The organism is Natronobiforma cellulositropha, assembly GCF_025629245.1.
In the GTDB taxonomy this organism is placed as follows: Archaea; Halobacteriota; Halobacteria; order Halobacteriales; family Natrialbaceae; genus Natronobiforma; species Natronobiforma cellulositropha.
In genome coordinates this window covers 16798-40837 of record NZ_JANZXN010000057.1, presented here as the reverse complement: position 1 = coordinate 40837, position 24040 = coordinate 16798, and the positions used below count along the sequence as shown (strand labels likewise).

Sequence of the window (24040 nt, the reverse complement as noted above, 5' to 3'; positions counted from 1 at the left end):
CACTCGGTGCTATAACCGCGTGGTATTTCGCTCGAGGCGGGCGACGGCGGCGACGATACGTGCCGCTCGTCGGCTCACTCGCTCCAGTCCGGCGGCCCGCGCGGCGGCGCGAAGACGTCGATGCCGCGTGCCGTCACCTCACCGCGGTTCTCGACGGCGTGGGGTTCGTCGCCGGGGATAGCGTACGCATCCCCCGTCTCGACGACGACCTCCCGCTCGGCCGTCGTGAACACGAGCGCCCCTTCGTAGAGAAAGCCGAGTTGCTCGTTCTCGTGGCTGTGCTCCTCGATGGTCGCGCCCGCCTCGAGCGTGAAGTGCTGGAGGCTCATCGAGTCGGTTTCGGCGAGTTGGGCGAGGAAGACGCCCGCGAGCGCTTCGGTCTCGTCGTGGGTAGTGAGTGAGTCTCGGTACACGGACCGACTCACGGGAGACGAGCGGAAAAACGTACACGGTGTGGCAGGGTCACACCGGGCGCCGGTGAGCGCTCGAGCGACGAGCCAAACATTGAACTGCCTCGCGGGCGCAACACAGCGTAGATGTACGCCGTCGTCGGCTGTAGTGTGTGTTCACACCTCTGGATACTCGAGGGGCGGACGGAGACGACCGCGTGTCCGCGGTGTGGCACCCGGAAGCGCTACGAGGCACGAAAGAAGTTCGTCGAGACCGAAGACGTAGACCACGCCCGCGAGGTCCGCGCCTCGATGCTCGCGAACCGCAGCGGTCACGGCGACGCCTTCGCGCGTCTCGACTCGGTGGCCGAACTCGAGACACAGGTCGCAGACGGGGTCGTGAGTGACGAGGAGTACCTCGAAGCGTCGGGACTCGATACCGACGAGATCGCGAGCGCCGGCGAGCGTAACCCGCGCCAACCGGCGCGCGGGGGAAGCAAGTCCGAAATCGTCGACCGGGCGCTCGCCGAACTCGAGCGGCCGACCGAAGCGCAGATCGTCGAGTACGCAGGTGAACGCGGCGTCTCGGCCGAGTACGTCGAGCGAGCGCTCGAGAAACTCACCCGGAGCGGTGCGGTCAGTGAGAGCGGCGGCCGGTATCGCCCGCTCTGAGCGGCGGAAACCGGAGCGCCCTTCGTGACGGGGACGAAAGAGGGGGCGATGGCAGAGACGGTAGACGCCCAGGCGACGACGATCGGACTCGGAATGCTGGTGGTCGTCTGCGTCCTCCTCTACGGGACCGTCGTCGATCCCACGCCCTTCGGCGTCGAGTCGATGACGCTCGCGATGTGGGTGTTCGCAGCGATGTTCGCCACCGTCGCACTGCTCCACGCGGTCGTGGGACGTGGCGATATGGCGCTCGCCCACGGCGGGGCGGCCGTCGGCTGGGTCCTGATTCTCGTCGGGACCGGCGTGGGCCAGGTCACCGTCGGACTCGTCGCCCTCGCCGCGGGGGGCATCTACATCGTCCGGACGACGGTACGGGAACGCGACTAGCTCACAGCACGCCGAGTGTCGACGCCGTCGACACGGTGAAGAAGGCGATGGCGGCGAGCGCTTCGATTACCAGCACGTAGCGGTAGGTACGAGACGACTCGAGCGGTGGCTGGTGGCGGTTGTCGATCATGGTGGACGCGCCCGCCGGTCTCAGCGAACGGACGCAACGAGGGCTACTGGACGGGGCGGAAAATACCATCGCCAACAGCGCGGGGTGAAAGTGAAAGTGGTCTCGAGCGCCGTTCTCCCCGTGAGATGGTCACAGAGCGGCCGACAGCGAGAACGACGCGCGAGGTGTGGGAGTGAACGTCGTCCCCGAAAGCGAGGTCCGAGAGAACGGACGCGCTCACCGGCCGAGGTCGGCGTGGGCGCTCGCGAGGTGTCTCGAGGCGAGCGCGGCGAGCAACGAGAGTTCTCCGGCGAGTGCACCGACGGCGATCACTTCCGCGAGTGCGTCGGCGTTCGATCCCGGCGGGTCGCCACCGCCGGCCAGTCCGAGCACCTCGAGCGCCTCGTGCTGGGTCGGCAAGGTCGTCCCACCGCCGACGGTGCCGACCTCGAGACTCGCGAGGCTCACGCTGGCGTAGAGGTCGCTCGAGCCGTCGTCTCGGGTTCGGGCGTCCATCGTCGTGATCGCGTTCGCCCCTTCGACGACCTGGGCTTCGTCCTGGCCGGTCGCGAGGAACGCGGCGGCGACGACGTTCGCGGCGTGGGCGTTGAAGCCGAGGCTCCCCGCCTTGGCGCTCCCGATCAGGTTCTTCCGGACGTTGGCCTCCGCGATGGCCTCCGGAGTGGTGTGGAGGCGCTCCTCGACGAGGTCGCCGGGAATGACGACGTCGGCGGTGACCGACCGGCCTCGGCCCTCGACGGCGTTGATCGCGGCGGGTTTCTTGTCCGAACAGAGGTTGCCGGAGAGCGCGACGAGTTCGGCGGGCGTCTCCGCCTCGACGAGTTCGCAGGCGCGCTCGGTGGCGATGGTGACCATGTTCATCCCCATCGCGTCCTTGGTATCGTAGGCGAACCGGAGGTAGAGCGAGTCGCCGACGACGTAGGGTTCGACGCCGAGCAGTTCGCCGTGGCTCGTCGTCTCCGCGGCGGCCTCGCGCAGCGACTCGAGGTTCGCCTCGACCCACTCGACAGCCGTCAGAGCTTCGACGACGCCGTCGACGCGGAACACCGGGGCGCGCGTCATTCCCGTCTTGGTGACGCGTGCGTTCGCCCCGCCCGCAGTGTCGACGACCGACAAGCCGCGGTTGACGGAGGCGAGCAACGCTCCTTCGGTCGTCGCGAGCGGCAGGTAGTACTCGCCGTCGGCCGCCCCACCCGAGATCGAGACCGGCCCGGCGACGCCGAGGGGGATCTGCACCGCCCCGACCATGTTCTCGATGTTCGACTCCGCGACGGCCGCGTCGAACCCGTACGCTCCGACGGCCGTCAGGTCGGCGCCCGTCTCCTCGGCGAGGAGTCGGCGACGTGCAGCGGCGGCCGTCTCGTGGTCGGCGTGGGCTTCGAGTGTGTGGAGGCGAAGGTCGCCCTCTCGAACACGGGTTGCGAGGTCGTCCGGATCTGCGTTCGTCATGGTCTCCCCGTCGAAGTCCGCCCGTGTAACAGTTGCTGATTCGAGCGCAGCCACTCACAGCCGGGAAACAACTATATCAGTGTTTACACGTTGTGGCAGTCACGCGTCTGGCGTTTCACCCCTCGAGTCGAGTGCGCTGTGGGCGTGCGAGAACACGAAGTGTGGGACCCACAGCCGGAACTGTCGGCGAGGGGCGTGAAACACAGCAGCGACCACGCCACTGTACAATTCAAATTCGAGTAAAACGATAGTGGTGTGTAAAGCGCCGCGAGCCACAGCGTGCGAGGGCGGTCGTGACGACCGCGAGAGGCGAGTCGAGCGGCCGGTCAGTGCATCGAGTCCGCCCGGTCACTCTCTCCGTTCGACGAGTCGCCGTCGCCGACGATGCCCGCGTCCGTCTCGAACTGCTCGAGTTCGGTCGAGAGGTTCGAGGCCTGTCGGGCGAGTTCGAGCGCGGACTGAGAGACCTCGGTGAGTGAACTGGTCTGCTCTTCGGCGGCGGCGGCGACGTTCTCGGCTTCGGCGGCCGACTCCTCCGAGATCGAGGCCGCCTGGTCGACCATCGCGACGACCTCTTCGGTCGAGGCCGCCTGCTCTTCGGTCGCCGCGGAGATGTCCTGGACGCCGTCGTTCGTCTCCTGGGCGTAGGTGGCGATCTCCTCGAGTGCGGCGACCGTCTCCTCGACCGCTTCGCGCTGGGCGGCGACCTGCTCGCTGGTCTGTTGGACCTCCGCTGCGGTTCGGTGGGTCTGGTCTTTGATCTCTCCGGTGATCGTCTCGATGTTGCTCGCTGCGTCTTTGGTCTCGGCGGCGAGTTCTTTGATCTCGAGGGCGACGACGCCGAAGCCGCTGTCTCCACCCTGGGACGAGCGGGAGGCTTCGATGTTGGCGTTCAGCGCCAGCATGTTGGTCTTGTCGGAGACCTGTGTGATGAACTCGAGGAGTTCGTCGATACGTTCGATCTCGGCTTCGAGCGCTTCGATCTCCTCGACTGCGCGTTCGGACTCGCGCTCGATCTCGTTCATCCCCTCGACCGCCGTGTCGGCGGTTTCGCGCCCGCTCTCGCCCGTCTGGGCGGTACGCTCGGCGAGGTCTGCGACCTCGTTCGAGGAGGCAGCGATCTCTTCGATGGTGCTCGAGAGGTTGTCGATCTCGAAGTCGACCGACTGGAGGCTCTCGTTCTGGCGCTCAGAGCCGTCGGAGATCGCCTGGACGGATTCGGACACCTGATAGCTCGCCGCGCGGACCTCCTCGGTACTGGCGGTGACCTGTTCGCTCGCGGTCGCGACGTCGGTGGCGAACGATTTGAGCTGTTCGGTCGTGCGTTCGATCTCGGCGATCATCTGGTTGAACTCGCGGGCGATGTCGGTCATCGCCTCGTTCTCACTCGCCGCGTTCATCCGGTGGGTGAAGTCGCCGTCGGCACAGGCGCGCATCACTTCGCTGTACTCCGCCGCCTTCGACTCGAGGTGGCGGTTCGTCCGGTTGACTTCGTCCCGGGCGGTTTCGGCCTCGTGGATGCGTTCGCGAAGCGAGGTACGCATGCTGTCGAAGGCACCGAACAGTTGCCCGATTTCGTCGGCGCGGTTCGTCTCGAGGTCGACCTCGAGGTTACCCTGGCGCATCTGGTCCGCACGCTCTCGGAGCCGAGCGAGCGGGGTGACCGTCTGTCGGCCGAGGACGACACCCACCGCAGAGAGCGTCACGAGACCGGAGATGACGATGAGCAGGACGTTCCAGCCGACGGCGTCGCGAACGACGTAGGCGTCGCTGGCGGGGACGCTCGTCACGGCGACCCAGTCGGTGCCGACCACTGGCGCGTACGCTCGCAACGTATCACCGTGCTCGACGAACTGCACCGTTCCGTTCTCAACGGTTCGATCGACGGCATCTTGAACGGTGCGCTGGTCGGGGACGTCGGTCCCTCCGTCTTCGGCGCCGAGTACCGTCTCGCCGTGGACGTTCACGATGGTTGTCGAGTGGTTCAGTCCGGGCTGGTGGAGGTACCGAACGCGGAGGTCGATCGTCCCCTCGACGACGACCACCTTGTTCGGGTCGGTCGCGTCACGAACGGCGAACGCCATCACCTGGCTGCCGATGTCCGCGGAGTCGTAGGAAGTGTTCGATCGCCAGACGGTGCGGTCGGTCACGAGTTCGTCGCGAATGCTCGCGTCGGCCCACGGCTGGTCGATCTCCTCGAGCGAGAGTCCCTCTTCGCGGTAGGCGCTGAGGGTGCTGGTGATCATCTCTCCCGACTCGGCGTCGAAGTAGTGAATCGCCGTGGTGTCTGAGTGATGTCGCCGCTCCCTGTGGAGTCCAGTGTACAGCTGGGTCTCACTCTCGGCGTTGAGTGTCTCCGAACTCGCGATGGATCTGGCCTGTGCGTCGAGTCCGTTTACCCACTGGCCGAGCGAGTCCGCCTGCAGCGACGCGGACGACTCGAGGTTCTCTGTGGTATCCTGCTGGATCAGTGAGTCCGCTTGCACGTATCCATAGCCGCCGACGGTAGCGATCACGAGGAGGACGAAGAGGAACGATACGACGAATTTCGCACGGTAGCTGCGTGTGATGAATGTGCCTTGTAGAAACGATGGTATGTGAATCATTATTCCCCCCGTAGTTTAGTTACTTCGCTGTAACCGGACATACACGTTTAATTGTTTGGATATACACCTCACATGTATTAAAAGTTCCGACACCAGTTATTTTCATATTGAGGAAAGGTTCACGAAAGGTACGGACCGCCACGTACCGTACACGGTCAGCACCGCTGGGCCGATGGGTCGAGGGGTGGAGAGTATATAGTTATTTCGACACATTTTTGGCGGTGAACGGGTGACAGGAGACATGGACAGTGTAGCAACGACCGGCGTAGGCGGAGAGCATGAGTAAGCGAGAACGGTTCTGGCGCATCGTCTGTGACCACCACGCCGAGATGACGTTTCTGTTCGCATTAGTGGTGGCGCTGTTCGCACTGACCCTCGTCGGGTGGGTCGCCACGGAACCGGGGACGGAAGAATACGTCATCGCGACGTTCAATATCGGGATTCTCAGCGTCGCATTCGTCCTCATCGGCTATTTCGTCTGGCGGTGTTCCTGACCGGGACGTATCCGGATCCCCCGTCGAGCGGGCGGATACCCCGGGAGAAAGAATCCGAGGAGCGGGCGGATACCCTGGGAGAAAGAATCCGAGGATTATTTAACGCTAACATTCTAGAATAGGACCTATGGTTCAGCCGAGGAAGGTACCTCACCATCTCATCGAGACGGCGCAGTCGGATCCCGACGAAATCGATCTCGATGAAATCGAGGAGCTCTTCGACGACGAGTGGGAGGAGATTCGCAACACGGGGTTGAAGGTACTCGCCGGGCTCGCACTCGACGACCCAGAACGCGTCACCCCGTTAGTCGACCGCGTGATCGACTGTCTCGACGAATCGTACGGACCCGCCCGGAGCCACGCAGGGCTCGTCCTCTCACTCGTCGCGAGCGATCGGCCCGACCTCGTCGAGCCCGCAATTCCACAGCTCGTAGCGAACCTCGACGATCCGACACCGATGTACCAGTATCGCGCCGCGCGAGCCATCGCGATGCAGCTCGAGTCGACGCCGGAAGCGTTCGTCGAGCACATCGACTCGCTCGTCGACGTGCTGGCCGAGGGACCGGAGCCGACGATGCCGGAACCACCGGACGACCCGGAGCTCAAAGAACACTACCAGAAGCTTCGCGAACGGCGAGAGCCAGACATGCTGCGTTCGGCCGCGTCGAACGAGATCGTCGCGAACGTCCTGGTCGAAATCGCGAAAGCCGAACCCGAAGCGTTCGCCGACCGGCTGCCGAAGTTCTTCCCCGTGCTATCGGCGCGAACGGCACCCACTCGCGGTGGTGCTGTCGAAGTCATCCGCTACGTCGCCGAAGCTGACCCCGCCGCCGTGACCGACGCCGTCGACCCACTCATCGACGTCCTCGAAGACGACACGACCTTCGTCCGTGCGAGAGCGATCCGAGCGCTCGGCTACGCGGAAGCAGCGGAGGCGATCGAACCGCTCCGGTCGGTCGCGGAGTCTGATCACGACGAGGACCTCCGAGAACTCGCCGCAGAGACCGCAGACTGGCTCGAAGCGAACGCGTAAGTACTCGATTCTCCACACCCCAGAGAGGGCGGGATTCACAGCGTCTCCGATCGACACATCACAGCGTCTCGAGAAGAAGACGTGGTAGTGGAACGCTAACGGAAGGGTTTTCAACCGAGGTCCCCGTTGAAATTGGGAACGATCGGTGGCTCGAGAAGGTTGCTCTCGAATCAAGGAATATTTATATACCATGGGCTTAGAAGAGAATACTTGTATGGTTGATAGCCAATCGCATGAGAAATACGACGACGTAGTCTCTCGACGAAAGTTCGTAGCGCTAACAGGAGTCGCAGGAGCCGCCGCACTGGCCGGCTGTAGCGGAAACGGCGACGACGACGAAGGTGGCAACGGCAACGGCAACGGTGGCAACGGCAACGGTGGCAACGGCGACGCGCCGGACGACCGCCAGGTCGAGCCCGACGAGAAGGTCGCAGACAGCCACGGCGACGTCGACATCTGGTTCGAGACCGGAAACTGGGACGACCCGACGAACGTCCAGTTCAACCCGTTCAACCCCGCCGCACAGGGCGGCCAGATGGAGAACGCCGTCTGGGAGGAGTTCGCGAACTACAACCTCGAGCTCGGCGAGTGGATCCCACACGCCGTGACCGAGTGGGAGATCACCGACGAGGAGATCACCCTCGAGTTCCGCGACGACCTCGTCTGGAGCGACGGCGAAGACGTCACCGCAGAGGACGTCGCCGTCGGAATGCGCCTGGGCCGCTACCAGGACGCAGAGCTCTGGGACTTCGCATCTGACGTCGAAGCGGACGGCGACTCGACCGTGGTCATCACGCTCGAGGAACCCGTCAACGAAGAGGTCGCCGAGTGGATCGTTCTCACGGAGAACGTCAACTCGCCCGCCCACGTGTACGGCGAGTACCTCGAGCGAATCGAGGAGGACGGCGAGGACGAGGACGACGTGATGGGCGAACTCGTCGGGTGGGACGACCGCGAGCCGGTCACCTGTGGTCCGTTCTACTTCTCGGACGACGAGTCGACCAACGAGTACATGGCCGCACCCGCCTTCGACGACCACCCCGACGCTGACTACATCAACTTCAACGGCTACCACATGTACCAGCGCTCGAGCAACGAGGCCTACCAGCAGTCGATGCTCGGCGACGAGTTCGACGGCCTGCTGAGCCTGTTCGTCCCCAGCTCGGTCGTCCAGCGGTTCCCGGACACCGTCGACGAAGTCCGGTTCCCCGGGACCTTCGGTGTCGGTCTCATCTTCAACCACGACGTCGAGCCGTTCGACGACCGGAACGTCCGCCAGGCGATCAGCTTCGCCAGCGACATGGAGCTCGCAGCGAACAACGCGGACCCCGAGTCGAAGGCCGTTCCCGCCGTGCCCGCGGGTATCACGTCGGCGACCGTCGAGGACTACCTCGGCGACGACATCGACATGTACGAGTCCTACGCTCAGGACGGTGCGCGAGCGAGCGACTTACTCGAAGACTCCGGCTACACGCTCACCGACGCGGGCGACCAGTGGCTCACCCCCGACGGCGACGAGTTCAGCTTCGAGATCAAGTACCCCGCCGGCTGGAGTGACTGGGTGTCGGCAATCGAGACCGTCGCCTCACAGCTCAACAACTTCGGTATCAACGTCGAGTTGAACGGTGTCGAGCGCGGGACGCTCGAGTCGGACCTGGGCGACAGCGACTTCGAAGTTGCAGGCTTCGAGTGGAACGAGGGTGCCCTGCAGTTCAACCACCCCTACTACTCGATCCGACACCAGCTGCGCAACCGCCAGCTCGACTCGGAAGCCTCGTTCTTCAACTACCCGGAGGAAGCAACCGTTCCAGCGATGGACGGCAGCGGCGAGATAACCGTCAACTTCGAGGAGCGACTCGCCGACCTCGCGAGTGCGAACGACCCGGACGAGGCTTCGGAGATCATCAAGGAGCTCGCGTGGGTCATCAACCAGGACCTCCCGATGCTCCCGATTCAGGACAAGTACGAGCAGTCGTTCCTGAACAACGAGCGGTGGGACTACCCGGACCCAAGCCGCGGCGGCGACGAGTGGCACTACCTGCAGGTCCAGTGGCCGCTCTTCTGGCTCCCCAAGCGCGGGCTGCTCGCGGCACGAGAGTAGCACTCGACTAACTAGTACTTGAAAATTTTATGAACTGGTTCATAAAGCGAATCGGAATGGCCCTGTTTACCGTGTGGGCAGTGGCTACCCTGACTTTCGCGATGATACGGGCGATGCCTGGCGGACCGGTAGAGCGGATGGTCCAGGAAATCGCCACCCAGAATCCGGCCATGAGCAGGCGCGAGATCAACGCGATGGTCGAGCAACGGCTCAGCATCGATCCGGACGAAACGCTGACCGAAGCGTACATCAGCTACATGTCTGGTCTCGCTCGTGGGGACCTCGGGGAGTCTACCTTCTACAGCGACTCGGTCGCCGAGATCATCATCCAGTCACTGCCCTGGACGGCGTTCGTGATGTCGATCAGCATTCTCGGAATGTTCATCCTCGGCATCGGTCTGGGGGCACTCATGGCGTACAAGGAGGGGTCGACCTTCGACGTCGGGTCCAGTGTCGTCGCCATCTTCCTCAGTTCAGTCCCGTACTACATCGCGGCGATCGCGCTGATCTACGTACTGGCGCTGGAGTGGTCGGTCTTCCCACTGAGCGGACGGTATGCACGAGATGTCACCCCCGGGTTCTCACTCGAGTTCATGGCGAGTGCGCTCTACCACGCCACCTTGCCCGCTGCGTCGTTCATCATCACGGCCTGGGGCGGGTTCGCACTCGGGATGCGGGGGAACAGTATCCAGGTACTCGGACAGGATTACATCCGTGTCGCACGACTGCGCGGACTCTCCGACCGGCGGATCGCACTGCGATACGTAGGACGGAACGCGATCTTGCCGATGTGGACGAGTTTCCTCATCATCATCGGATTCATGTTCGGTGCATCGATCATCTTAGAGGAAATCTTCTCGTACCGTGGGATCGGATTCTACATGTTCGATTCAATAGATCGGCGGGACTACCCAGTAATGATGGGGACGTTCCTGGTCATCACGGTCAGCGTCGTGATCTCCGTCTTGATCGCCGACCTGACCTACGGTAAGATCGATCCACGAGTCAGTGAAGGAGGGAAAGATGAGTCCTACTAACGACGAGACAGGGAAGTCGACCGACGGTGGCACGAGCGAGTTGTTCTCGTTCGAGGCGACCGAAGAGGTCACCACGTCACAGCAGTACCGCGAGTTCGCGTACGAAGCGTTCTACCTCCCGGCGCGGGAGGCCTGGCGCGACTGGCGAATGAAAGTCGGCATCCTGCTCATCCTCGGATACGTGCTCATGGGGCTGATCGCCTGGGTTTCGAGTTCGAACTTCGCGTTCCTCTCGAGCGTGACAATCGTCGAGACGCCCAGTGCGAATCAGTTCGGCGGTTTCGAGTACAACGACCAGGGACCGTTCCAGAGTCTCGCGTATCCGCTGGGCACTGACGGACTCGGCCACGACATCTTCGGGATGATCGTCCACGCGACGCCAGCGATGTTGAAGATGACGTTCGCAGGCGGCGTCTACGTCGTCGTCGTCGCGACCATCGTCGGGACCGTGTCGGGATACAAAGGTGGGCTCACCGATTCGATCCTGACGACGATCTCCGACATCGTCATGACGATTCCCGGTCTGCCGCTGGTCATCGTGTTAGCGGTCATGATCGATCCACGAAACCCGTGGGTCGTCGGCCCGCTGCTCGTCATCGGCTGGTGGGCAGGGCTTGCGCGAACGATCCGCGCACAGGTGCTTACGATCCGTGAACACTCCTACGTCGAGGCCTCCCGAACGATGGGTATCTCGACGCCGAGAATCATCCAGAAGGACATCCTGCCGAACCTGATGCCGTACATCATGGTGAACTTCGTGATGTCCTCACGACAGGTGATCTTCAACGGTGTCGGGTTGTACTTCCTCGGTATTCTCGCCCACGGCTCCTACGCCGACAACTGGGGTGTCGCGATGCAGTTCGCCTACCAGCAAGGCGCGCTGTTCAACCCCGATTACACCTATCAGCTCCTGATGCCGATGTTCGCGATCGTTGGGCTGTCGTTCGGACTCATCCTGTGCTCGCAGGGTACCGACCGACTGTTCAACCCACGCGTCAGGCAGCGTGGAACGGGGAAGACGAAAAATGAAGACAAAGACGAGGAGGTCACGAGTACGATCACATAATGAGCTCACAAGAATCTACACAGAGAAGCAAGCCCGCGTCGTACACGACGCCGGATCCGATCGTCGAGATCAGAGACGCCGAAGTCTACTTCGAGATGGATCGTGGCGTCTCGCGCGTTCTCGATAACGTCTCGGTCGACATCGAGCGAAACGAGATTCTCGGCGTCGTCGGCGAGAGCGGCAGCGGAAAGTCGATGCTCGCCTCGGCGATGCTCGACGCCGTCGTCGATCCGGGCATCCTCGAGGGGACGATCACCTATCGGCCCGACAGCGAGACCGCCATCGACGTGCTCAGCGTGAGCAAGGACGAACTCAGGAAGCTTCGCTGGGAGGAGATCTCGATGGTCTTCCAGGGAGCGATGAGTTCGTTCAACCCGACGATGAAAGTCGGCGGCCACTTCGAAGAGACGCTGAAGGCCCACGACTACGACGTCGGCGAGGGAATGGAGCGAGCGCGAGAACTGCTCGCGGACCTCTATCTCCAGCCCGAACGCGTTCTCGAGTCGTTCCCACACGAGCTCAGCGGTGGGATGCAACAGCGGGCGCTCATCGCGCTCTCGGTCGTGCTCGAGCCGAACGTCCTCGTCATGGACGAGCCGACGGCCGCACTCGACTTGCTGATGCAGCGGTCGATCCTCTCGCTGTTAGAGACGCTCAAAGAGAAGTACGAGCTATCGATCGTCTTCATCACACACGACCTGCCGCTGATCGCGGAGCTGGCGGACAGACTCGCCGTGATGTACGCGTTCGAACTCGTCGAGATCGGCCCATCCGAGGAGATCCTTCGTGATGCGGCACATCCGTACACGCGGTCGCTGTTGAACTCCACACCGAACCTCGACGCACCGCTGTCGGAGATGAAAGCGATCGAGGGTGCAGCACCCGACCCAGTGAACGTGCCGGACGGCTGTTCGTACCACCCACGGTGTCCACTCGCCGACGAAGAGTGTGTCGCCGAGGACCCCGACTGGCGCCCGACGTTCACTGACGAACACCAGGTCGGCTGTTTCCACTGGGACCAGGCGGCCGACGCGATACCATTCAACATCGACAACCAGGGAGGCGAACGATGAGCAACGACGAACCACTGATCTCACTCGAGAACGTCGAAGTCCACTTCGAGCAGAGCAAGGGCATGTTCGACTTCTTCGAGGACCCCGAGGTCGTCAAGGCAGTCGACGGCGTCTCACTCGACATCGAAGAGAACGACGTGGTCTGTCTCGTCGGCGAGTCGGGCTGTGGAAAGACGACGCTCGGAAAGACCTCGATCGGTCTCCAGCGCCCGACCGGCGGCAGCGTCAAGTACCGCGGCCAGGACATCTGGGACGCGAAAGACAAGACGGGGAACGTCGAGATTCCGTACGGAGACATTCGACGGTCGCTCCAGATCATCCACCAGGACCCTGGCAGTTCGCTCAACCCGAACCGGCGTGTGATGAAGATTCTCGAGGCACCGCTGCGGCGCTGGCACAAGGAGATGACCGCCAGTGACCGACGTGCCCAGGTCCTCTCACTGCTCGAGCGCGTCGGCATGTCGCCACCGGACGACTACGCGGGCCGCTACCCACACCAGCTGTCGGGTGGCGAGAAACAGCGCGTCGCGCTCGTGCGTGCGCTGTTGATGGACCCCGACGTCATCCTCGCAGACGAGGCGATCTCCGCACTCGACGTCTCGCTGCGCGTCGAGATGATGGACCTCATGCTCGAGTTGCAAGACCAGTTCAACACCTCGTTCGTCGCGGTCTCCCACGACCTCTCGAACGCGCGGTACTTCGCGAGCCACGGTGGCGGACGCATCGGCGTGATGTACCTCGGCCGACTGGTCGAGATCGGTCCGGCAGAAGAGGTCATCAACAACCCGAAACACCCCTACACGAAGGTGCTTCGCTGGGCGACGCCGAACCTCCGTATCGACGAGGACGGCGGCGAACCGCCGGTCCGAAAGATCGACATCCCGGACCCGAAGAACCCACCGTCGGGCTGTCGCTTCCACACGCGCTGTCCGGAAGCGAGAGAGGCCTGCCGGGTCAACTCGCCCGAGCCCGTCACGGTCGAGGAGGGCCACACCGTCTCGTGTTTCCGCGAAGAACCGGACCACGAGTACTGGAACAGCCCAGAACTCGTCGACGAAGACGAGCCATCCGCCACGGCGCCGTCGACGTCCGACTGAGCGGTCTCAGCGAATTTTACGTTTTTCACCCGCTTCGAGTGTGGACCGTATCGAACGCTCCCAGTGAGCGATTCGACGTTCACGATCGATCGAACGGTCCCACCGGAAGTCTCCAATTTTAAGTACTCTCCGGCGAAACGGTGTGTGATGACTGTGCAAAAAAGTCACGAGGAGGGGACTTCTGAGACTCGAGTGGCGAGTCTCGTTGCAGACCTCACGCTCGAGGAGAAAGTCGGGCAACTCGTCGGTGCGTATATCGGTTCTATGGGCGGCCACGACATCAGCGTCGAAGACGCAAAGGAACTCGTCGTCGACACGCACGTGGGAACGATCGCGGCGTTCGGAATCGGCGTCTCGAAGTATCACGATGCGAAGAAGGTCACCGAAATTTCGAACGAGCTCCAGCGGACGGCGCTCGAGGAGACGCGACACGGCATTCCGCTGTTGTTGCCGGTCGACGCGGTCCACGGCCACGCCTACGTCCACGGGGCGGCGGTGTTTCCCCACGGTCTCGGAATGGCGGCGACGAGAAACGCATCGTACGCCGAAACCGGGGGCGAGATCACGGCCACCGAGATGCGAGCGACCGGCGCGAACCTCAACTACGGCCCGACCTGTGACGTCGCCAGGGACCCGCGCTGGGGACGGACGTTCGAGACCTATGGCGAGAGCCCGCTGCTGTGTGGACAGTTCGCCGCCGCCGCGATCCGCGGTCTCGAGTCGGGGGCAGACAGTCCCCCCGTCGCCGCGACGGCGAAGCACTTCCCCGCCTACGGCGAGCCAGAGGCGGGCGAGGACGCGGCAGCCGTCGACCGTTCCTCGAGTACGATCCACCAGCTCTTCCTCCCGCCGTTCGTCGAGGCGATCGACGCGGGAGCCTCGATCGTGATGCCGTGTTACAACTCGATCGACGGCGAGCCAGCACACGGCTCACACCGGTATCTCACGGAGTTACTCCGCGAGCGTCTCGGCTTCGAGGGAGCGGTGCTCTCCGACTGGGGTGGCATCGACCACCTCCACGAGGACCACCGGGTGACGGTCGACCAGCGCGACTCGGCCAAGCGGGCGATCACCGCCGGACTGGACCAGGTCTCGATCGGTCGCGAGGAGTACGCCGAGCACTTCCGTTCGCTCGTCGAAGACGGCGAGATCTCGGAGGAACGCGTCGACGAAGCAGTGACACGCATTCTCGAGGTGAAAGAGCGACTCGGACTCTTCGAGGATCCGTTCGTCGACGTCGAGGAAGTCGTCGACGTCGTCGGCGCACCGGCCCACCGTGAAGCGGCACTCCAGAGCGCGCGCGAGTCACAGACGCTGTTACAGAACGAAGACGACCTGCTGCCGCTCGAGTCCGACCTCGGATCGATTCTCGTGACGGGACCGAACGCCGACTCCATGCGCCACCAGTTCGGTGGCTGGAGCGTCCAGCACCCCGAAGACGGGGCGGGGTCGACGGTGCTCGACGGTATCGAAGCTGCCGTCGGCGAGGAGACGACCGTCCACTACGAAGAGGGAGCGACGATGACCGAGACACTCGACCTCGAGGCGGTCGAAGAGGCTGCGGAGGTCTCCGACGCCGCGGTCGTCGTCGTCGGTGAGAACTGGTACTACCACGAGTTCGGCCCGAAACAGCTCGTCGGCGAGACCGGCGAGTTCCCGACGCGCTCGCAGTTGACGCTCTCGGACGCGCAACAGGAGCTGCTCGAGACCGTCCACGAGACCGGAACGCCCGTCGTGTTGGTCGTCATCGGTGGCCGGCCGCTCGCGGTCGAGTGGGCCGCAGAGAACGTCCCGTCGATTCTCTTCTCGTACTATCCGGGGAGCGAGGGCGGCGAGGCGATCGCAGACGTCTTGTTCGGGGAGTACAACCCGTCCGGAAAGCTCCCGATCAGCGTACCGCGCTCTGAGGGCGACTTACCGCAACGGTTCAACTACTTCGCTCACCCGACGCCGATCGGTGACGACGAGCACCCGAACAGCTACGACCCGCTGTTCGCCTTCGGTCACGGCGAGAGCTACACCGAGTTCGAGTGCCGTGACCTGACGGTCTCGGCGGAGATCATCGGACCCGCGCAGTCACTCGAGGCGACGGTTACGGTCGAGAACGCCGGCGAGCGGGCAGGAGACTGGGCGCTCGACTTCTTCCTGACCGACGAAGTGAGTTCACGGGTTCGCCCCGTCAGAGAACACGTCGCCTTCACGAAGGTCAGCCTCGAGCCAGGAGAGACGACGACGGCGACAGTCGAGATTCCGAACGCGGCACTCGGTGTGACCGACTCGGACGGGCGAAAGACCGTCGAACCGGGGTCGTTCGAACTCACGTGTGAAGACGAGTCCGTCACGTTCGACGTCCGTGACTGAGAGGCGCGAATAGACCGACGGAGTCGGTTTTCGCGGTGGGTTCGAGTCTGCGTCTCCCGCTGGAGTGAACAATTGTTACACACTGATTATGTATCACGAAGAGGTGAATGGAAATATAGAGCGTAACCGAAAGACAGCGACGCGGCCACCGGGACAGTAATAGAAAATAATACATATCTATAATCATTTACAAACAGCAATCGCCGTTGGTGAATGCCCACCACACGTATTACAAACGTACGATTGTAACTGTCGTCCGGGAGAATATCAGTACTTTTCGTGACGGAGAACGCGTAAAACGTCAGAAACGGGTACTCGCATCCGAAGACATAATTCTCACATATATTCACCTGTTCAGACTAGAGCGGAGGGGCGGATGGCAGAGCAGCTGATCGAAACGAGGGCTTTCGAGGAAAGCAGCCAAAAACACACATGGATGTCGAGTATCGGTTCCTGATACCACATATTGTAGCCGGTCCGGACAGTGGTCCGGAACAGCACGGACGTACACACCCTCCAGTAGTGGTGTGTGCTCGTCGGAGAGGTACGGTGAGGTGATAGGTTGGTGATCAGTACTCGAGACGGGGCTGTGTGCTGGCACGTCACACGAGTTCGACGCGTCGGTCCGAACCGGCGGCGTCGTAGGCGGCGTCGATGATGGCGGCATCGGTGAGACCGTCGTGGCCATCGGGTTCGGGTGTCGTCTCCGTCAGGACGCAGTAGCCGAAGTAAGCGAACTCCTCTCTGACTTCGTCGGTCGGCCTGCCGGTGTACTCCATGCACATATCACCGCTCTCGACGACGATTTCGTGGGGAACGACGCCGCCGAACGGTGAGGCGATCCAGACCGATCCCTCGGTGCCGATGAGCTGGAGCTGACTGTTGGCGTGGGCGTCGAAACTCGCCGTACACGAGGCCGTCGCACCGCCAGGAAACTCGAGTTGGAACGCGACGTGCTGGTCGACGGCAGCGAAGGCGTCGTCGGTCGAGGTGGTCGACGCGTAGACGGAGACCGGGTCGGTGTCGAGGACGAACCGGACGGTGTTCAGTGGATAGACGCCCAGGTCGACGAGCGCACCGCCACCGGCGAGATCGGCGTCGAGACGCCAAGTGTCGGGCGTCGTGTTCGCGAGCAGTGGGTTCGAGAAGCCGCCGTGAATCTGGACGACGTCGCCGATAACACCGTCACGGACGAGTTCACGGGTCCGCCTGACGGTCGGCTCACACTGGAGGCGGTAGGCCGTCATCAGCGTCACACCCGCCTCCGCACAGGCGTCGACGACTTCCCGGGCGCGCGCTGGTGTGGTCTCGAGCGGTTTCTCACAGATGACGTGTTTGCCGTAGTCGGCGGCTGCGGTGGCGTAGCGGCCGTGGAAGGCGTTCGGCGTCGCGACGTAGACCGCGTCGTAGGTATCGGTGAGCACACCGTCGAGAAACGCGTCGTAGCCGATGACGTGCTCGACGCCGAACTCGTCTGCGACCTCGCGAGTCGAGTCTGGTGAGCCGCTGACGAGGACGGTTGCGTCGGTATAGGCGCTGGCATCGATCGCGGGCAGCGCGCGTTCGCGCGCGAACCCCCCGACGCCCACGACCGCCATCCTGACCGTCCCGCTGACGGACTCACGTTCCCAGTCGCGTTCGGTGAAGTCGACGAAGTAACGCTCGAGTGCCATGTGGACACTACGGTCGCCCGATAAAAGTCACTAATTCACACGCGAGAGAGTGTCTCACGTGTGTTAGTGGCTGGTACCGACAGAAACCGGCAATAAACGACGAAACGCCTCCGATAGGCGAGTTTGAAGGAAAATAGTTTTCAATGTCGGGGTATGAGGTGAGCGTACCAACAGGTGACGTGAATGGTCAAAATGGAAACGGCCGATCTCGAGACTGATCTGAGTCTCTTCAAGTACGGAAACCTCGAGCAGTTGCCGCCGCAGTACCACAACCTCGAGACCGACGAGCGAACGGTCCGCATCGAGACCGCGCTCGAGGAACTGGGCGACGACGTCGTGATTCTCGGGCACAACTACCAGCGCCGGGAGATCGTCGAACACGCCGATTACATCGGCGACTCCTACCAGCTCTCGGTGCAGGCTGCAGAGACGGACGCGAGCTACGTCATCTTCGGTGGGGTGACGTTCATGGCGGAGTCGGCGGACATCATCACCGACGACGACCAGCAGGTGATCCTCCCGAGCATGGAGGCCTCGTGTCCGATGGCGGGGATGGCGGAGGCGCTCCAGGTCGACGCCGCGTGGGCGGAGATCACGGCGGCAGCGCCGGACGCGAACATCATTCCGATCACGTACATGAACTCCTACGCCGATCTGAAGGCGTTCTGTGCGAGTCAGGGCGGACTCGTCTGCACCTCCTCGAACGCCCACCGCGCCTTCGAGTGGGCGTTCGAACGCGGCGACAAGGTGCTGTTCCTGCCCGACAAACACCTCGGCGAGAACACCGCCTACCGCCTCGGCATGGAAGACAGCCTCGCCGAGTGGGACCCGTGGGACCCCGAGGGGAAAGACGCCGAGGAGGTCGCCGAGGCGGACATCATCCTCTGGGACGGCTACTGTCAGGTCCACGAGCGCTTCCGCGTCGAACACATCGAGACCGTCCGCGCGGAACACGACGACGCCAAGGTCATCGTCCACCCCGAGTGCCGCCGCGAGGTCGTCGAAGCGGCCGACGAGGCGGGCAGCACGGCCGAAATCTGCCGGACGATCGAGGAGGCCGACCCCGGCGATACCTGGGCGATCGGCACCGAAATCCACCTCACCCGTCACCTCGAGCGCTGGCACCCCGAGGTGAACGTCCTGCCGCTCTGCGGTGACGCCTGCATGGACTGCAACGCCATGCGCCAGATCGACCCCAACTACCTCACCTGGGTCCTCGAGGAACTCGTCGAAGGGCGCGAACACAACGTCATCCAGGTCGCCCCCGAAGAGAAGGAACTCGCCGCCGTCGCCCTCGAACGGATGCTGGAGGTCTGAGATGGGGGCGACGACCGACGCGGGCGACGCGAGCGAACCCGAAACCGTCGACGTACTCGTCGTCGGCAGCGGCATCGCCGGCTGTGGTGCGGCGCTGGCAGCCGCCAGAGGCGGCGCGGAGGTACTCGTCCTGACGAAGGCGAGCAGACCCGACGGCGCGAGCACCGACTGGGCGCAAGGCGGCATCTCGACGACCCGCGGCGATCCCGAGGCGCTCAAACGCGACATTCTCGAGGCGAGCGACGGCACCGCCGATCCGGCCGCCGTCGACGTGCTCGTCAGCCACGCCGACGACGCCGTCGAGGACGTCCTCGTCGACACCCTCGAGATCGGCTTCGACGAGGATCCGAAGACCGAGAGCGGGGCGTTCGACTACGCACGGGAGGCCGCCCACTCGGAGCCACGCATCCTCCACGTCGACGCCTCGACGGGAACGCACATCCTCCGGCCGTTCTTACACCACCTCGATTCGGCCGACGGCGTCGAGATCAGACAGGACACCGCCGCACTCGAGTTGCTCACCCACGAGGGGCGCGTCCACGGCGTGCTCTCCGACGAGTCGGCCGAGGGCCACCCCATCTACGCGGGGACGACGATTCTCGCGACCGGCGGCGTCGGCGCGCTCTACAGCCGTTCGACGAACCCGCCCGAGGCGACCGGCGACGGTATCGCGATGGCCGCCCTCGCCGGCGCGGACGTCGCCGACCTCGAGTACGTCCAGTTCCACCCGACGGCCTACGACGACGAGGAGCCGTTCTTGCTCTCGGAGGCGCTCCGCGGCGAGGGTGCGCTGTTGCGTAACGCCGACGGCGAGCGCTTCATGCCAGATTACCACGCCGACGCCGAACTCGCCCCGCGAGACGTCGTCGCACGCGCCGTCGCCCGCGAGCGGGCGGAGACGGGACAGGTCGTCCTCGACGTCTCCCCGCTCGCGTTCGAAGCCGAGTTCCCCGACCTCGCCGAGACCTGCCGCGAGCGCGGCATCGAGGGCGAGGAGATTCCGGTCGCCCCCTGCGAGCACTTCCTCTGTGGCGGCATCGCGGTCGACGACCGCGGACGGACGAGCCTCGACCGCCTCTACGCCGTCGGCGAGTGTTCGAGGACCGGCGTCCACGGCGCGAACCGCCTGGCGAGTACGAGCCTGCTCGAGGGTCTCGTCTGGGGGCTTCGCGCGGGCGAAGACGCCGCGAGCCGCGAGACCGAGGCGAGGGTCGTCGACGCGCCACGCTTGCTCGACAGCGACCCCGCCCTCCCGGCGCGGTTCGCCGCCGAGAAGGCGGTTCGCCTCGAGCGGACGATGGACGAGTATCTAGGGCTCGTCCGCGACCCCGACGAGGTCGCCCGCGCGGGGGCCGTCCTCCGGCGGCTGAAGGGCGAACTCGACGCCTACACGCGGACGCGGACCTCACGCGACCTCTACGAACTTCGCTACGCGACGATCACGGGACTGCTGATCGCGCGTGCGGCGAGTGAGAACCCCGAGTCTGCGGGCTGTCACTACGTCGTCAGCGAGGCGTCCGACGAAGAACTGGCGGGTGCGACGGCCGATCCACTATGATCACCGACGCGGACGTCGAGCGCTGGCTCCGCGAGGACGTCGGCCACCACGACGTGACCAACCAGGTCCCCGGCGAGACCGTCGGCCGCCTCGTCGCGAAAGAATCCGGTCTCGTCGCCGGACTCGAGGCCGCGAGCGCCGTCTTCGGCTACCTCGGCGTCGACCTCGAGTCACGGCTCGACGACGGCGAGCGCGTCGACCTCGGCGACGAGATTCTCGCCGTCTCCGGACCCGCACGCGAGGTGCTCCGTGGCGAGCGCGTCGCGGTCAACCTCGTCGGCCACGCCTCGGGAGTCGCGACGGCGACCCGCCGGGCGGTCGACGCCGCGCGCTCCGAGAGCGAGAGCGTTCGCATCGCCGCGACGCGCAAGACCACGCCCGGCCTGCGCGGTCTCGAGAAGCGCGCCGTCGTCGCCGGCGGCGGCGACACCCACCGCCTCGACCTCTCGCACATGGTGATGGTGAAGGACAACCACGTCGCCGAACTCGGACTCGAGGGCGCGGTCGCTCGCTTTCGCGAGCGCGTCTCGTTCGCGACGAAGATCGAAGTCGAGGTCGAGTCGGTCGCCGACGCCCCGCGTGCGGCCGAGGCGGGCGCGGACGTCGTCTTACTCGACAACATGACACCTGAGGCGGTGAGCGACGCGGTGGCCGCGCTCGAGACCTATCCGCACGTGCTCGCCGAGACCAGCGGCGGCATCACGCTCGAGTCGGTACCCGCCTACGCGGCGACGGGCGTCGACGTGATCTCGATGGGGAGTCTGACCCACTCGGCCACCTCGCTCGACTGCTCGTTTCGAACGGGCGAGTGAGTCGGCTCGGAAACGGGCCGCAGGTGTAAGAGGGGCGACAGACGGCGCTCGAGGCGCGTCTCGAGCCGTAACGGTCAATGCAGTCGCCCGCAGTTGAACAGCAAACCCGTGGTGTCGATACTCGACTGGCAGTGGTACTACACGCCGTTTGTGCCGTTGCTCCTGGTGGCCGCGGCGCTCACGGGAGTGATCGCCTGGTACGCGTGGCGAAACCGTGACGCGCCCGGAGGCACCGCGTTCGCGGTGTTGATGCTCGCGATGTCCCTGTGGGCGACAGCCTACAGTCTCCAGCTAGCGGGGGCGAACGAGTCGACGAAGCTGTTCTGGGCGAACCTGGTCCACGTCGGCGTCGCGACGGTCCCCGTCGCGTGGTTCTGTTTCACCCTCGAGTTCACCGGCCGGGGTCACTGGGTGACGAAGCGAGCGGTCGCCGCACTCGCGGTGGTGCCCGCGGCCTACGTCGGCGCGGTCTACACGAACGAGCACCACGGACTCGTCCGCGAGTCGCTCGGCGTCGAAGCCGCGAGTGAGTCGCTGCTCGTCTTCAGACAGGTGTTCGGTCCCGTGTTCTGGGCACACGCCGCCTACGGCTACGTGCTGATGACCGCGGGGGTCGTCGTCCTCGCTCAACTGCTGTTCTGGTCACCGCGAGTGTACCAGCGCCAGGCAGGACTCTTACTGGTCGGCGCCGTGCTCTCGATGGTCGCGAATACGGTCCACCACGCGGGACTCTCACCGATCGTCAACTTCGATCTCACACCGTTCAGTTTTCCGCTCATCGGCGTGGCGTACCTCGTCGCAATCGCTCAGTACCGTCTGCTCGACCTGACACCCATCGCCCGTGAGTTCGTCGTCGATACCCTCGAAGACGGCGTCGTGGTGGTCGACCGAGACGGCCGAATCGTCGACCTGAACGGCCGTGCAGCGACCATCATCGGTCTCGAGGCGACCGAGGTGGTCGGGCGCAGGTTCGGGGTGCTCACACCGATGGCAGCCAGCCTGGCCGGCCGGCCGGCGACCGATGGCACGCTCGAGACAGAAACCGTCGTCGACGGCGACGGTGGCCGTCGTCACGTCACCGTCGTCTCTGCACCCGTTCTCGACGGGCGTGGGGAGGCGCTCGGCCGATCGATCGTCGTCCGTGACGTGACGGTCGAGCGCGAACTCGAAGCCGAAGTCGAGGCGACGCTCGAGCGGCTGCGTCGGTCGAACGACGAACTGGAGGCGTTCACGAGCGTCGCCAGCCACGACTTGCGTGAGCCGTTACGGACGACCGACAACTACCTGGCGTTGCTCGAGGAGAGCGCCTCGACGCTCACGGCGGACGAACGCGAGTTCCTCGAGACGGCACGGCGCAACTGTACGCGGATGCAGACCATGATCACGGATCTCCTCGAGTACGCACGTATCGAGACGACCGACGACGAGTTCGGGCCAGTCGACTGTGATCGAGTCGTCTCGAGCGTGCTCGAGACGGTGCGATTCGACATCGAGGAGGGCGAGGCGACGGTCACCGTCGACGCGCTTCCGACGGTGTGGGGGGTCGAACACCTGCTCCGACGGCTGTTTCAGAACCTGCTGTCGAACGCGCTGAAGTATACCGACGGGTCGCCGGAGATTCACGTCTTCGCGGACCGAACCGGCGACGAGTGGACGATCACCGTTCGCGACGACGGCGTGGGGATGACGCCGGGTGAAGCCGAACGCGCCCGCGAACTCTTCGTGCGTGCCGACCGGACGGATGCCGCTCCCGGTTCGGGTGTCGGACTCGCGGTGTGTGAGAAGATCGTCGACTACCACGGCGGCTCGCTCGCCATCGAGTCGACACCGGGCGTCGGCACGGACGTCCGAGTCACGCTGCCCGCCGACCGACAGCGTTCGTTCGAGTGACGACGGTCTACGCGTCCTCGAGGGCGGCGAGGCGCTCACACGCGGCGACGTAGGCGTCGTTCGCCGCGAGCGTCTCGCGGGGGTAGGCACTCTCGAGCAGCGAACACTTCGCCGACAGCGCTGCGTGTTCGCGCTGTGAGTCGGGTTCGCCCCGCCGGGAGAGCTGTGCCTCGACCGACTCGAGGGCGGTCTCGCGGACGATCGGTTTCCGAAGCACGTCGTCACAGTCGAACTCGAGGAGGTCGAAGCCGGGGCGGTCGCCGACGAGGACGACCGTTCGGCAGGTGCTCGCGAGAGAGGTGAGCGTCTCGGCCGGCTCGACGCCGGGCAGCCCCTCGTCGAAGAGGACGACGTCGACCTCGGAGCCGTCACCGACCGCTGCGGCGAGTTCGTCGCCGTTGTGTGCACGCGAGATGGTGTAGCGGTCGGTCAGCCACTGCCCGTACATGTCGGTGATCCTCCGGTCTGCGTCGGCGACGAGGACCGTCGGCGTGCTCGTCTCGAGGTGGCGTTCGCCCCAGATCGTGAGGGCGCTGAAGACCGGGTCGAGGTCCCACCCCGCCTCCGTGAGTTCGTAGCGGACGCGAAGCGGTGACTCGCTCACGACCGTCCGTTCGATCAGGCCCGCCTCGCCGAGCGCCTCGAGCGTCCCCGAGAGGACCTTCCCGGAGATGTCGGGGATCGATTCCAGAAGATCGTTGAAGCCGAGCGGACCCTCGTGGGCGAGGACGACCACGACGACGGGATGCCACTTCTTCGAGAGCAACGACAGGACGTCGAGTGCCATCTGGTCGTCGGATGGGACGTCGATCCCGTTCGTGACCATGCACGCGGTTACTGCGGGAGTGACATAGCTATAGGGGGTCCAACGACAGTGGCGGTCCGAGAAGGTGACGGC

The 24040-nt window shown here is 64.4% G+C and carries 20 protein-coding genes; 14 read left to right on the top strand and 6 right to left on the bottom strand.

Annotated features, from left to right (window positions below; all coding sequences use genetic code 11):
- Nucleotides 1-74: 74 nt before the first annotated feature.
- Nucleotides 75-413, bottom strand: a complete 339-nt coding sequence (locus tag N0B15_RS16555; protein WP_263020820.1) for a cupin domain-containing protein — start codon at nucleotides 411-413, stop codon at nucleotides 75-77.
- Nucleotides 414-536: 123 nt separating this feature from the next.
- Between N0B15_RS16555 and N0B15_RS16550 the strand changes: the two genes are divergently transcribed.
- The gene (locus N0B15_RS16550; protein ID WP_263020819.1) at nucleotides 537-1061 is read left to right on the top strand and encodes a DUF5817 domain-containing protein; all 525 of its coding nucleotides are present in this window, start codon (nucleotides 537-539) and stop codon (nucleotides 1059-1061) included.
- Nucleotides 1062-1109: 48 nt separating this feature from the next.
- Nucleotides 1110-1445, top strand: a complete 336-nt coding sequence (locus N0B15_RS16545) for a hypothetical protein (RefSeq protein WP_263020818.1) — start codon at nucleotides 1110-1112, stop codon at nucleotides 1443-1445.
- Between the two features lies 1 nt (nucleotide 1446).
- Here N0B15_RS16545 and N0B15_RS16540 read toward each other — a convergent pair whose 3' ends face one another.
- The 3 genes from N0B15_RS16540 to N0B15_RS16530 all read right to left on the bottom strand — a co-directional run bounded on the left by N0B15_RS16540 (nucleotide 1447) and on the right by N0B15_RS16530 (nucleotide 5510).
- On the bottom strand, nucleotides 1447-1575 hold the full coding sequence (locus tag N0B15_RS16540; protein WP_263020817.1) for a hypothetical protein: 129 nt from the start codon (nucleotides 1573-1575) through the stop codon (nucleotides 1447-1449).
- Nucleotides 1576-1791: 216 nt separating this feature from the next.
- Nucleotides 1792-3024, bottom strand: coding sequence for a hydroxymethylglutaryl-CoA reductase (NADPH) (hmgA, locus tag N0B15_RS16535; protein ID WP_263020816.1), 1233 nt, complete (start codon nucleotides 3022-3024; stop codon nucleotides 1792-1794).
- A gap of 326 nt (nucleotides 3025-3350) precedes the next feature.
- The gene (locus tag N0B15_RS16530) at nucleotides 3351-5510 is read right to left on the bottom strand and encodes a methyl-accepting chemotaxis protein (RefSeq protein WP_263020815.1); all 2160 of its coding nucleotides are present in this window, start codon (nucleotides 5508-5510) and stop codon (nucleotides 3351-3353) included.
- Nucleotides 5511-5908: 398 nt separating this feature from the next.
- Between N0B15_RS16530 and N0B15_RS16525 the strand changes: the two genes are divergently transcribed.
- The 8 genes from N0B15_RS16525 to N0B15_RS16490 all read left to right on the top strand — a co-directional run bounded on the left by N0B15_RS16525 (nucleotide 5909) and on the right by N0B15_RS16490 (nucleotide 15892).
- Nucleotides 5909-6124, top strand: coding sequence for a hypothetical protein (locus N0B15_RS16525; protein ID WP_263020814.1), 216 nt, complete (start codon nucleotides 5909-5911; stop codon nucleotides 6122-6124).
- Nucleotides 6125-6251: 127 nt separating this feature from the next.
- Entirely contained in the window at nucleotides 6252-7157 is a 906-nt protein-coding gene (locus tag N0B15_RS16520; RefSeq protein ID WP_263020813.1) for a HEAT repeat domain-containing protein, read from the top strand.
- 214 nt (nucleotides 7158-7371) lie between these two features.
- A complete protein-coding gene (locus N0B15_RS16515) occupies nucleotides 7372-9258 on the top strand; it encodes an ABC transporter substrate-binding protein (RefSeq protein ID WP_263020812.1) in 1887 nt (628 codons plus the stop codon).
- A gap of 113 nt (nucleotides 9259-9371) precedes the next feature.
- Entirely contained in the window at nucleotides 9372-10295 is a 924-nt protein-coding gene (locus tag N0B15_RS16510; RefSeq protein ID WP_317618616.1) for an ABC transporter permease, read from the top strand.
- The gene (locus tag N0B15_RS16505) at nucleotides 10282-11361 is read left to right on the top strand and encodes an ABC transporter permease (RefSeq protein ID WP_263020810.1); all 1080 of its coding nucleotides are present in this window, start codon (nucleotides 10282-10284) and stop codon (nucleotides 11359-11361) included. The genes N0B15_RS16510 and N0B15_RS16505 overlap by 14 nt, the downstream gene beginning before the upstream one ends.
- Entirely contained in the window at nucleotides 11361-12434 is a 1074-nt protein-coding gene (locus N0B15_RS16500; RefSeq protein WP_263020809.1) for an ABC transporter ATP-binding protein, read from the top strand. Before N0B15_RS16505 ends, N0B15_RS16500 begins: the two co-directional genes overlap by 1 nt.
- Entirely contained in the window at nucleotides 12431-13531 is a 1101-nt protein-coding gene (locus tag N0B15_RS16495) for an ABC transporter ATP-binding protein (protein WP_263020808.1), read from the top strand. The genes N0B15_RS16500 and N0B15_RS16495 overlap by 4 nt, the downstream gene beginning before the upstream one ends.
- 147 nt (nucleotides 13532-13678) lie before the next feature.
- On the top strand, nucleotides 13679-15892 hold the full coding sequence (locus tag N0B15_RS16490; protein WP_263020807.1) for a glycoside hydrolase family 3 N-terminal domain-containing protein: 2214 nt from the start codon (nucleotides 13679-13681) through the stop codon (nucleotides 15890-15892).
- A gap of 602 nt (nucleotides 15893-16494) precedes the next feature.
- Here the strand turns inward: N0B15_RS16490 and gfo6 are convergent.
- On the bottom strand, nucleotides 16495-17565 hold the full coding sequence (gfo6, locus tag N0B15_RS16485) for a D-xylose 1-dehydrogenase Gfo6 (RefSeq protein ID WP_263020806.1): 1071 nt from the start codon (nucleotides 17563-17565) through the stop codon (nucleotides 16495-16497).
- Between the two features lie 183 nt (nucleotides 17566-17748).
- On the opposite strand from gfo6, the gene nadA reads away from it, so the two are divergent.
- The 4 genes from nadA to N0B15_RS16465 all read left to right on the top strand — a co-directional run bounded on the left by nadA (nucleotide 17749) and on the right by N0B15_RS16465 (nucleotide 23142).
- Nucleotides 17749-18882 carry a quinolinate synthase NadA gene (nadA, locus tag N0B15_RS16480; RefSeq protein WP_263020805.1) on the top strand — a complete coding sequence of 378 codons (1134 nt, stop codon included), beginning with the start codon at nucleotides 17749-17751 and terminating at the stop codon, nucleotides 18880-18882.
- 1 nt (nucleotide 18883) lies between these two features.
- Nucleotides 18884-20440, top strand: a complete 1557-nt coding sequence (locus N0B15_RS16475) for an L-aspartate oxidase (protein ID WP_263020804.1) — start codon at nucleotides 18884-18886, stop codon at nucleotides 20438-20440.
- Entirely contained in the window at nucleotides 20437-21252 is an 816-nt protein-coding gene (gene nadC / locus N0B15_RS16470) for a carboxylating nicotinate-nucleotide diphosphorylase (protein WP_263020803.1), read from the top strand. Before N0B15_RS16475 ends, nadC begins: the two co-directional genes overlap by 4 nt.
- Nucleotides 21253-21363: 111 nt before the next feature.
- Entirely contained in the window at nucleotides 21364-23142 is a 1779-nt protein-coding gene (locus N0B15_RS16465) for a sensor histidine kinase (RefSeq protein ID WP_263020802.1), read from the top strand.
- A 7-nt stretch (nucleotides 23143-23149) separates the two neighbouring features.
- Here the strand turns inward: N0B15_RS16465 and N0B15_RS16460 are convergent, their stop codons facing one another.
- Nucleotides 23150-23968 (bottom strand): winged helix-turn-helix transcriptional regulator, encoded by an 819-nt coding sequence (locus tag N0B15_RS16460; protein WP_263020801.1) that lies wholly within the window; start codon nucleotides 23966-23968, stop codon nucleotides 23150-23152.
- Nucleotides 23969-24040 lie beyond the last annotated feature (72 nt).

Coding starts and splice junctions, on each gene's coding strand:
- N0B15_RS16510 (WP_317618616.1), top strand. CDS start 9,372: ATGCCTGGCGGACCGGTAGAGCGGATGGTCCAGGAAATCGCCACCCAG.
- N0B15_RS16550 (WP_263020819.1), top strand. CDS start 537: ATGTACGCCGTCGTCGGCTGTAGTGTGTGTTCACACCTCTGGATACTC.
- hmgA (WP_263020816.1), bottom strand. CDS start 3,024: ATGACGAACGCAGATCCGGACGACCTCGCAACCCGTGTTCGAGAGGGC.
- N0B15_RS16495 (WP_263020808.1), top strand. CDS start 12,431: ATGAGCAACGACGAACCACTGATCTCACTCGAGAACGTCGAAGTCCAC.
- nadC (WP_263020803.1), top strand. CDS start 20,437: ATGATCACCGACGCGGACGTCGAGCGCTGGCTCCGCGAGGACGTCGGC.
- N0B15_RS16460 (WP_263020801.1), bottom strand. CDS start 23,968: ATGGTCACGAACGGGATCGACGTCCCATCCGACGACCAGATGGCACTC.
- N0B15_RS16520 (WP_263020813.1), top strand. CDS start 6,252: ATGGTTCAGCCGAGGAAGGTACCTCACCATCTCATCGAGACGGCGCAG.
- gfo6 (WP_263020806.1), bottom strand. CDS start 17,565: ATGGCACTCGAGCGTTACTTCGTCGACTTCACCGAACGCGACTGGGAA.
- nadA (WP_263020805.1), top strand. CDS start 17,749: ATGGTCAAAATGGAAACGGCCGATCTCGAGACTGATCTGAGTCTCTTC.
- N0B15_RS16540 (WP_263020817.1), bottom strand. CDS start 1,575: ATGATCGACAACCGCCACCAGCCACCGCTCGAGTCGTCTCGTACCTAC.
- N0B15_RS16545 (WP_263020818.1), top strand. CDS start 1,110: ATGGCAGAGACGGTAGACGCCCAGGCGACGACGATCGGACTCGGAATG.
- N0B15_RS16475 (WP_263020804.1), top strand. CDS start 18,884: ATGGGGGCGACGACCGACGCGGGCGACGCGAGCGAACCCGAAACCGTC.
- N0B15_RS16490 (WP_263020807.1), top strand. CDS start 13,679: ATGACTGTGCAAAAAAGTCACGAGGAGGGGACTTCTGAGACTCGAGTG.
- N0B15_RS16515 (WP_263020812.1), top strand. CDS start 7,372: ATGGTTGATAGCCAATCGCATGAGAAATACGACGACGTAGTCTCTCGA.
- N0B15_RS16525 (WP_263020814.1), top strand. CDS start 5,909: ATGAGTAAGCGAGAACGGTTCTGGCGCATCGTCTGTGACCACCACGCC.
- N0B15_RS16500 (WP_263020809.1), top strand. CDS start 11,361: ATGAGCTCACAAGAATCTACACAGAGAAGCAAGCCCGCGTCGTACACG.
- N0B15_RS16505 (WP_263020810.1), top strand. CDS start 10,282: ATGAGTCCTACTAACGACGAGACAGGGAAGTCGACCGACGGTGGCACG.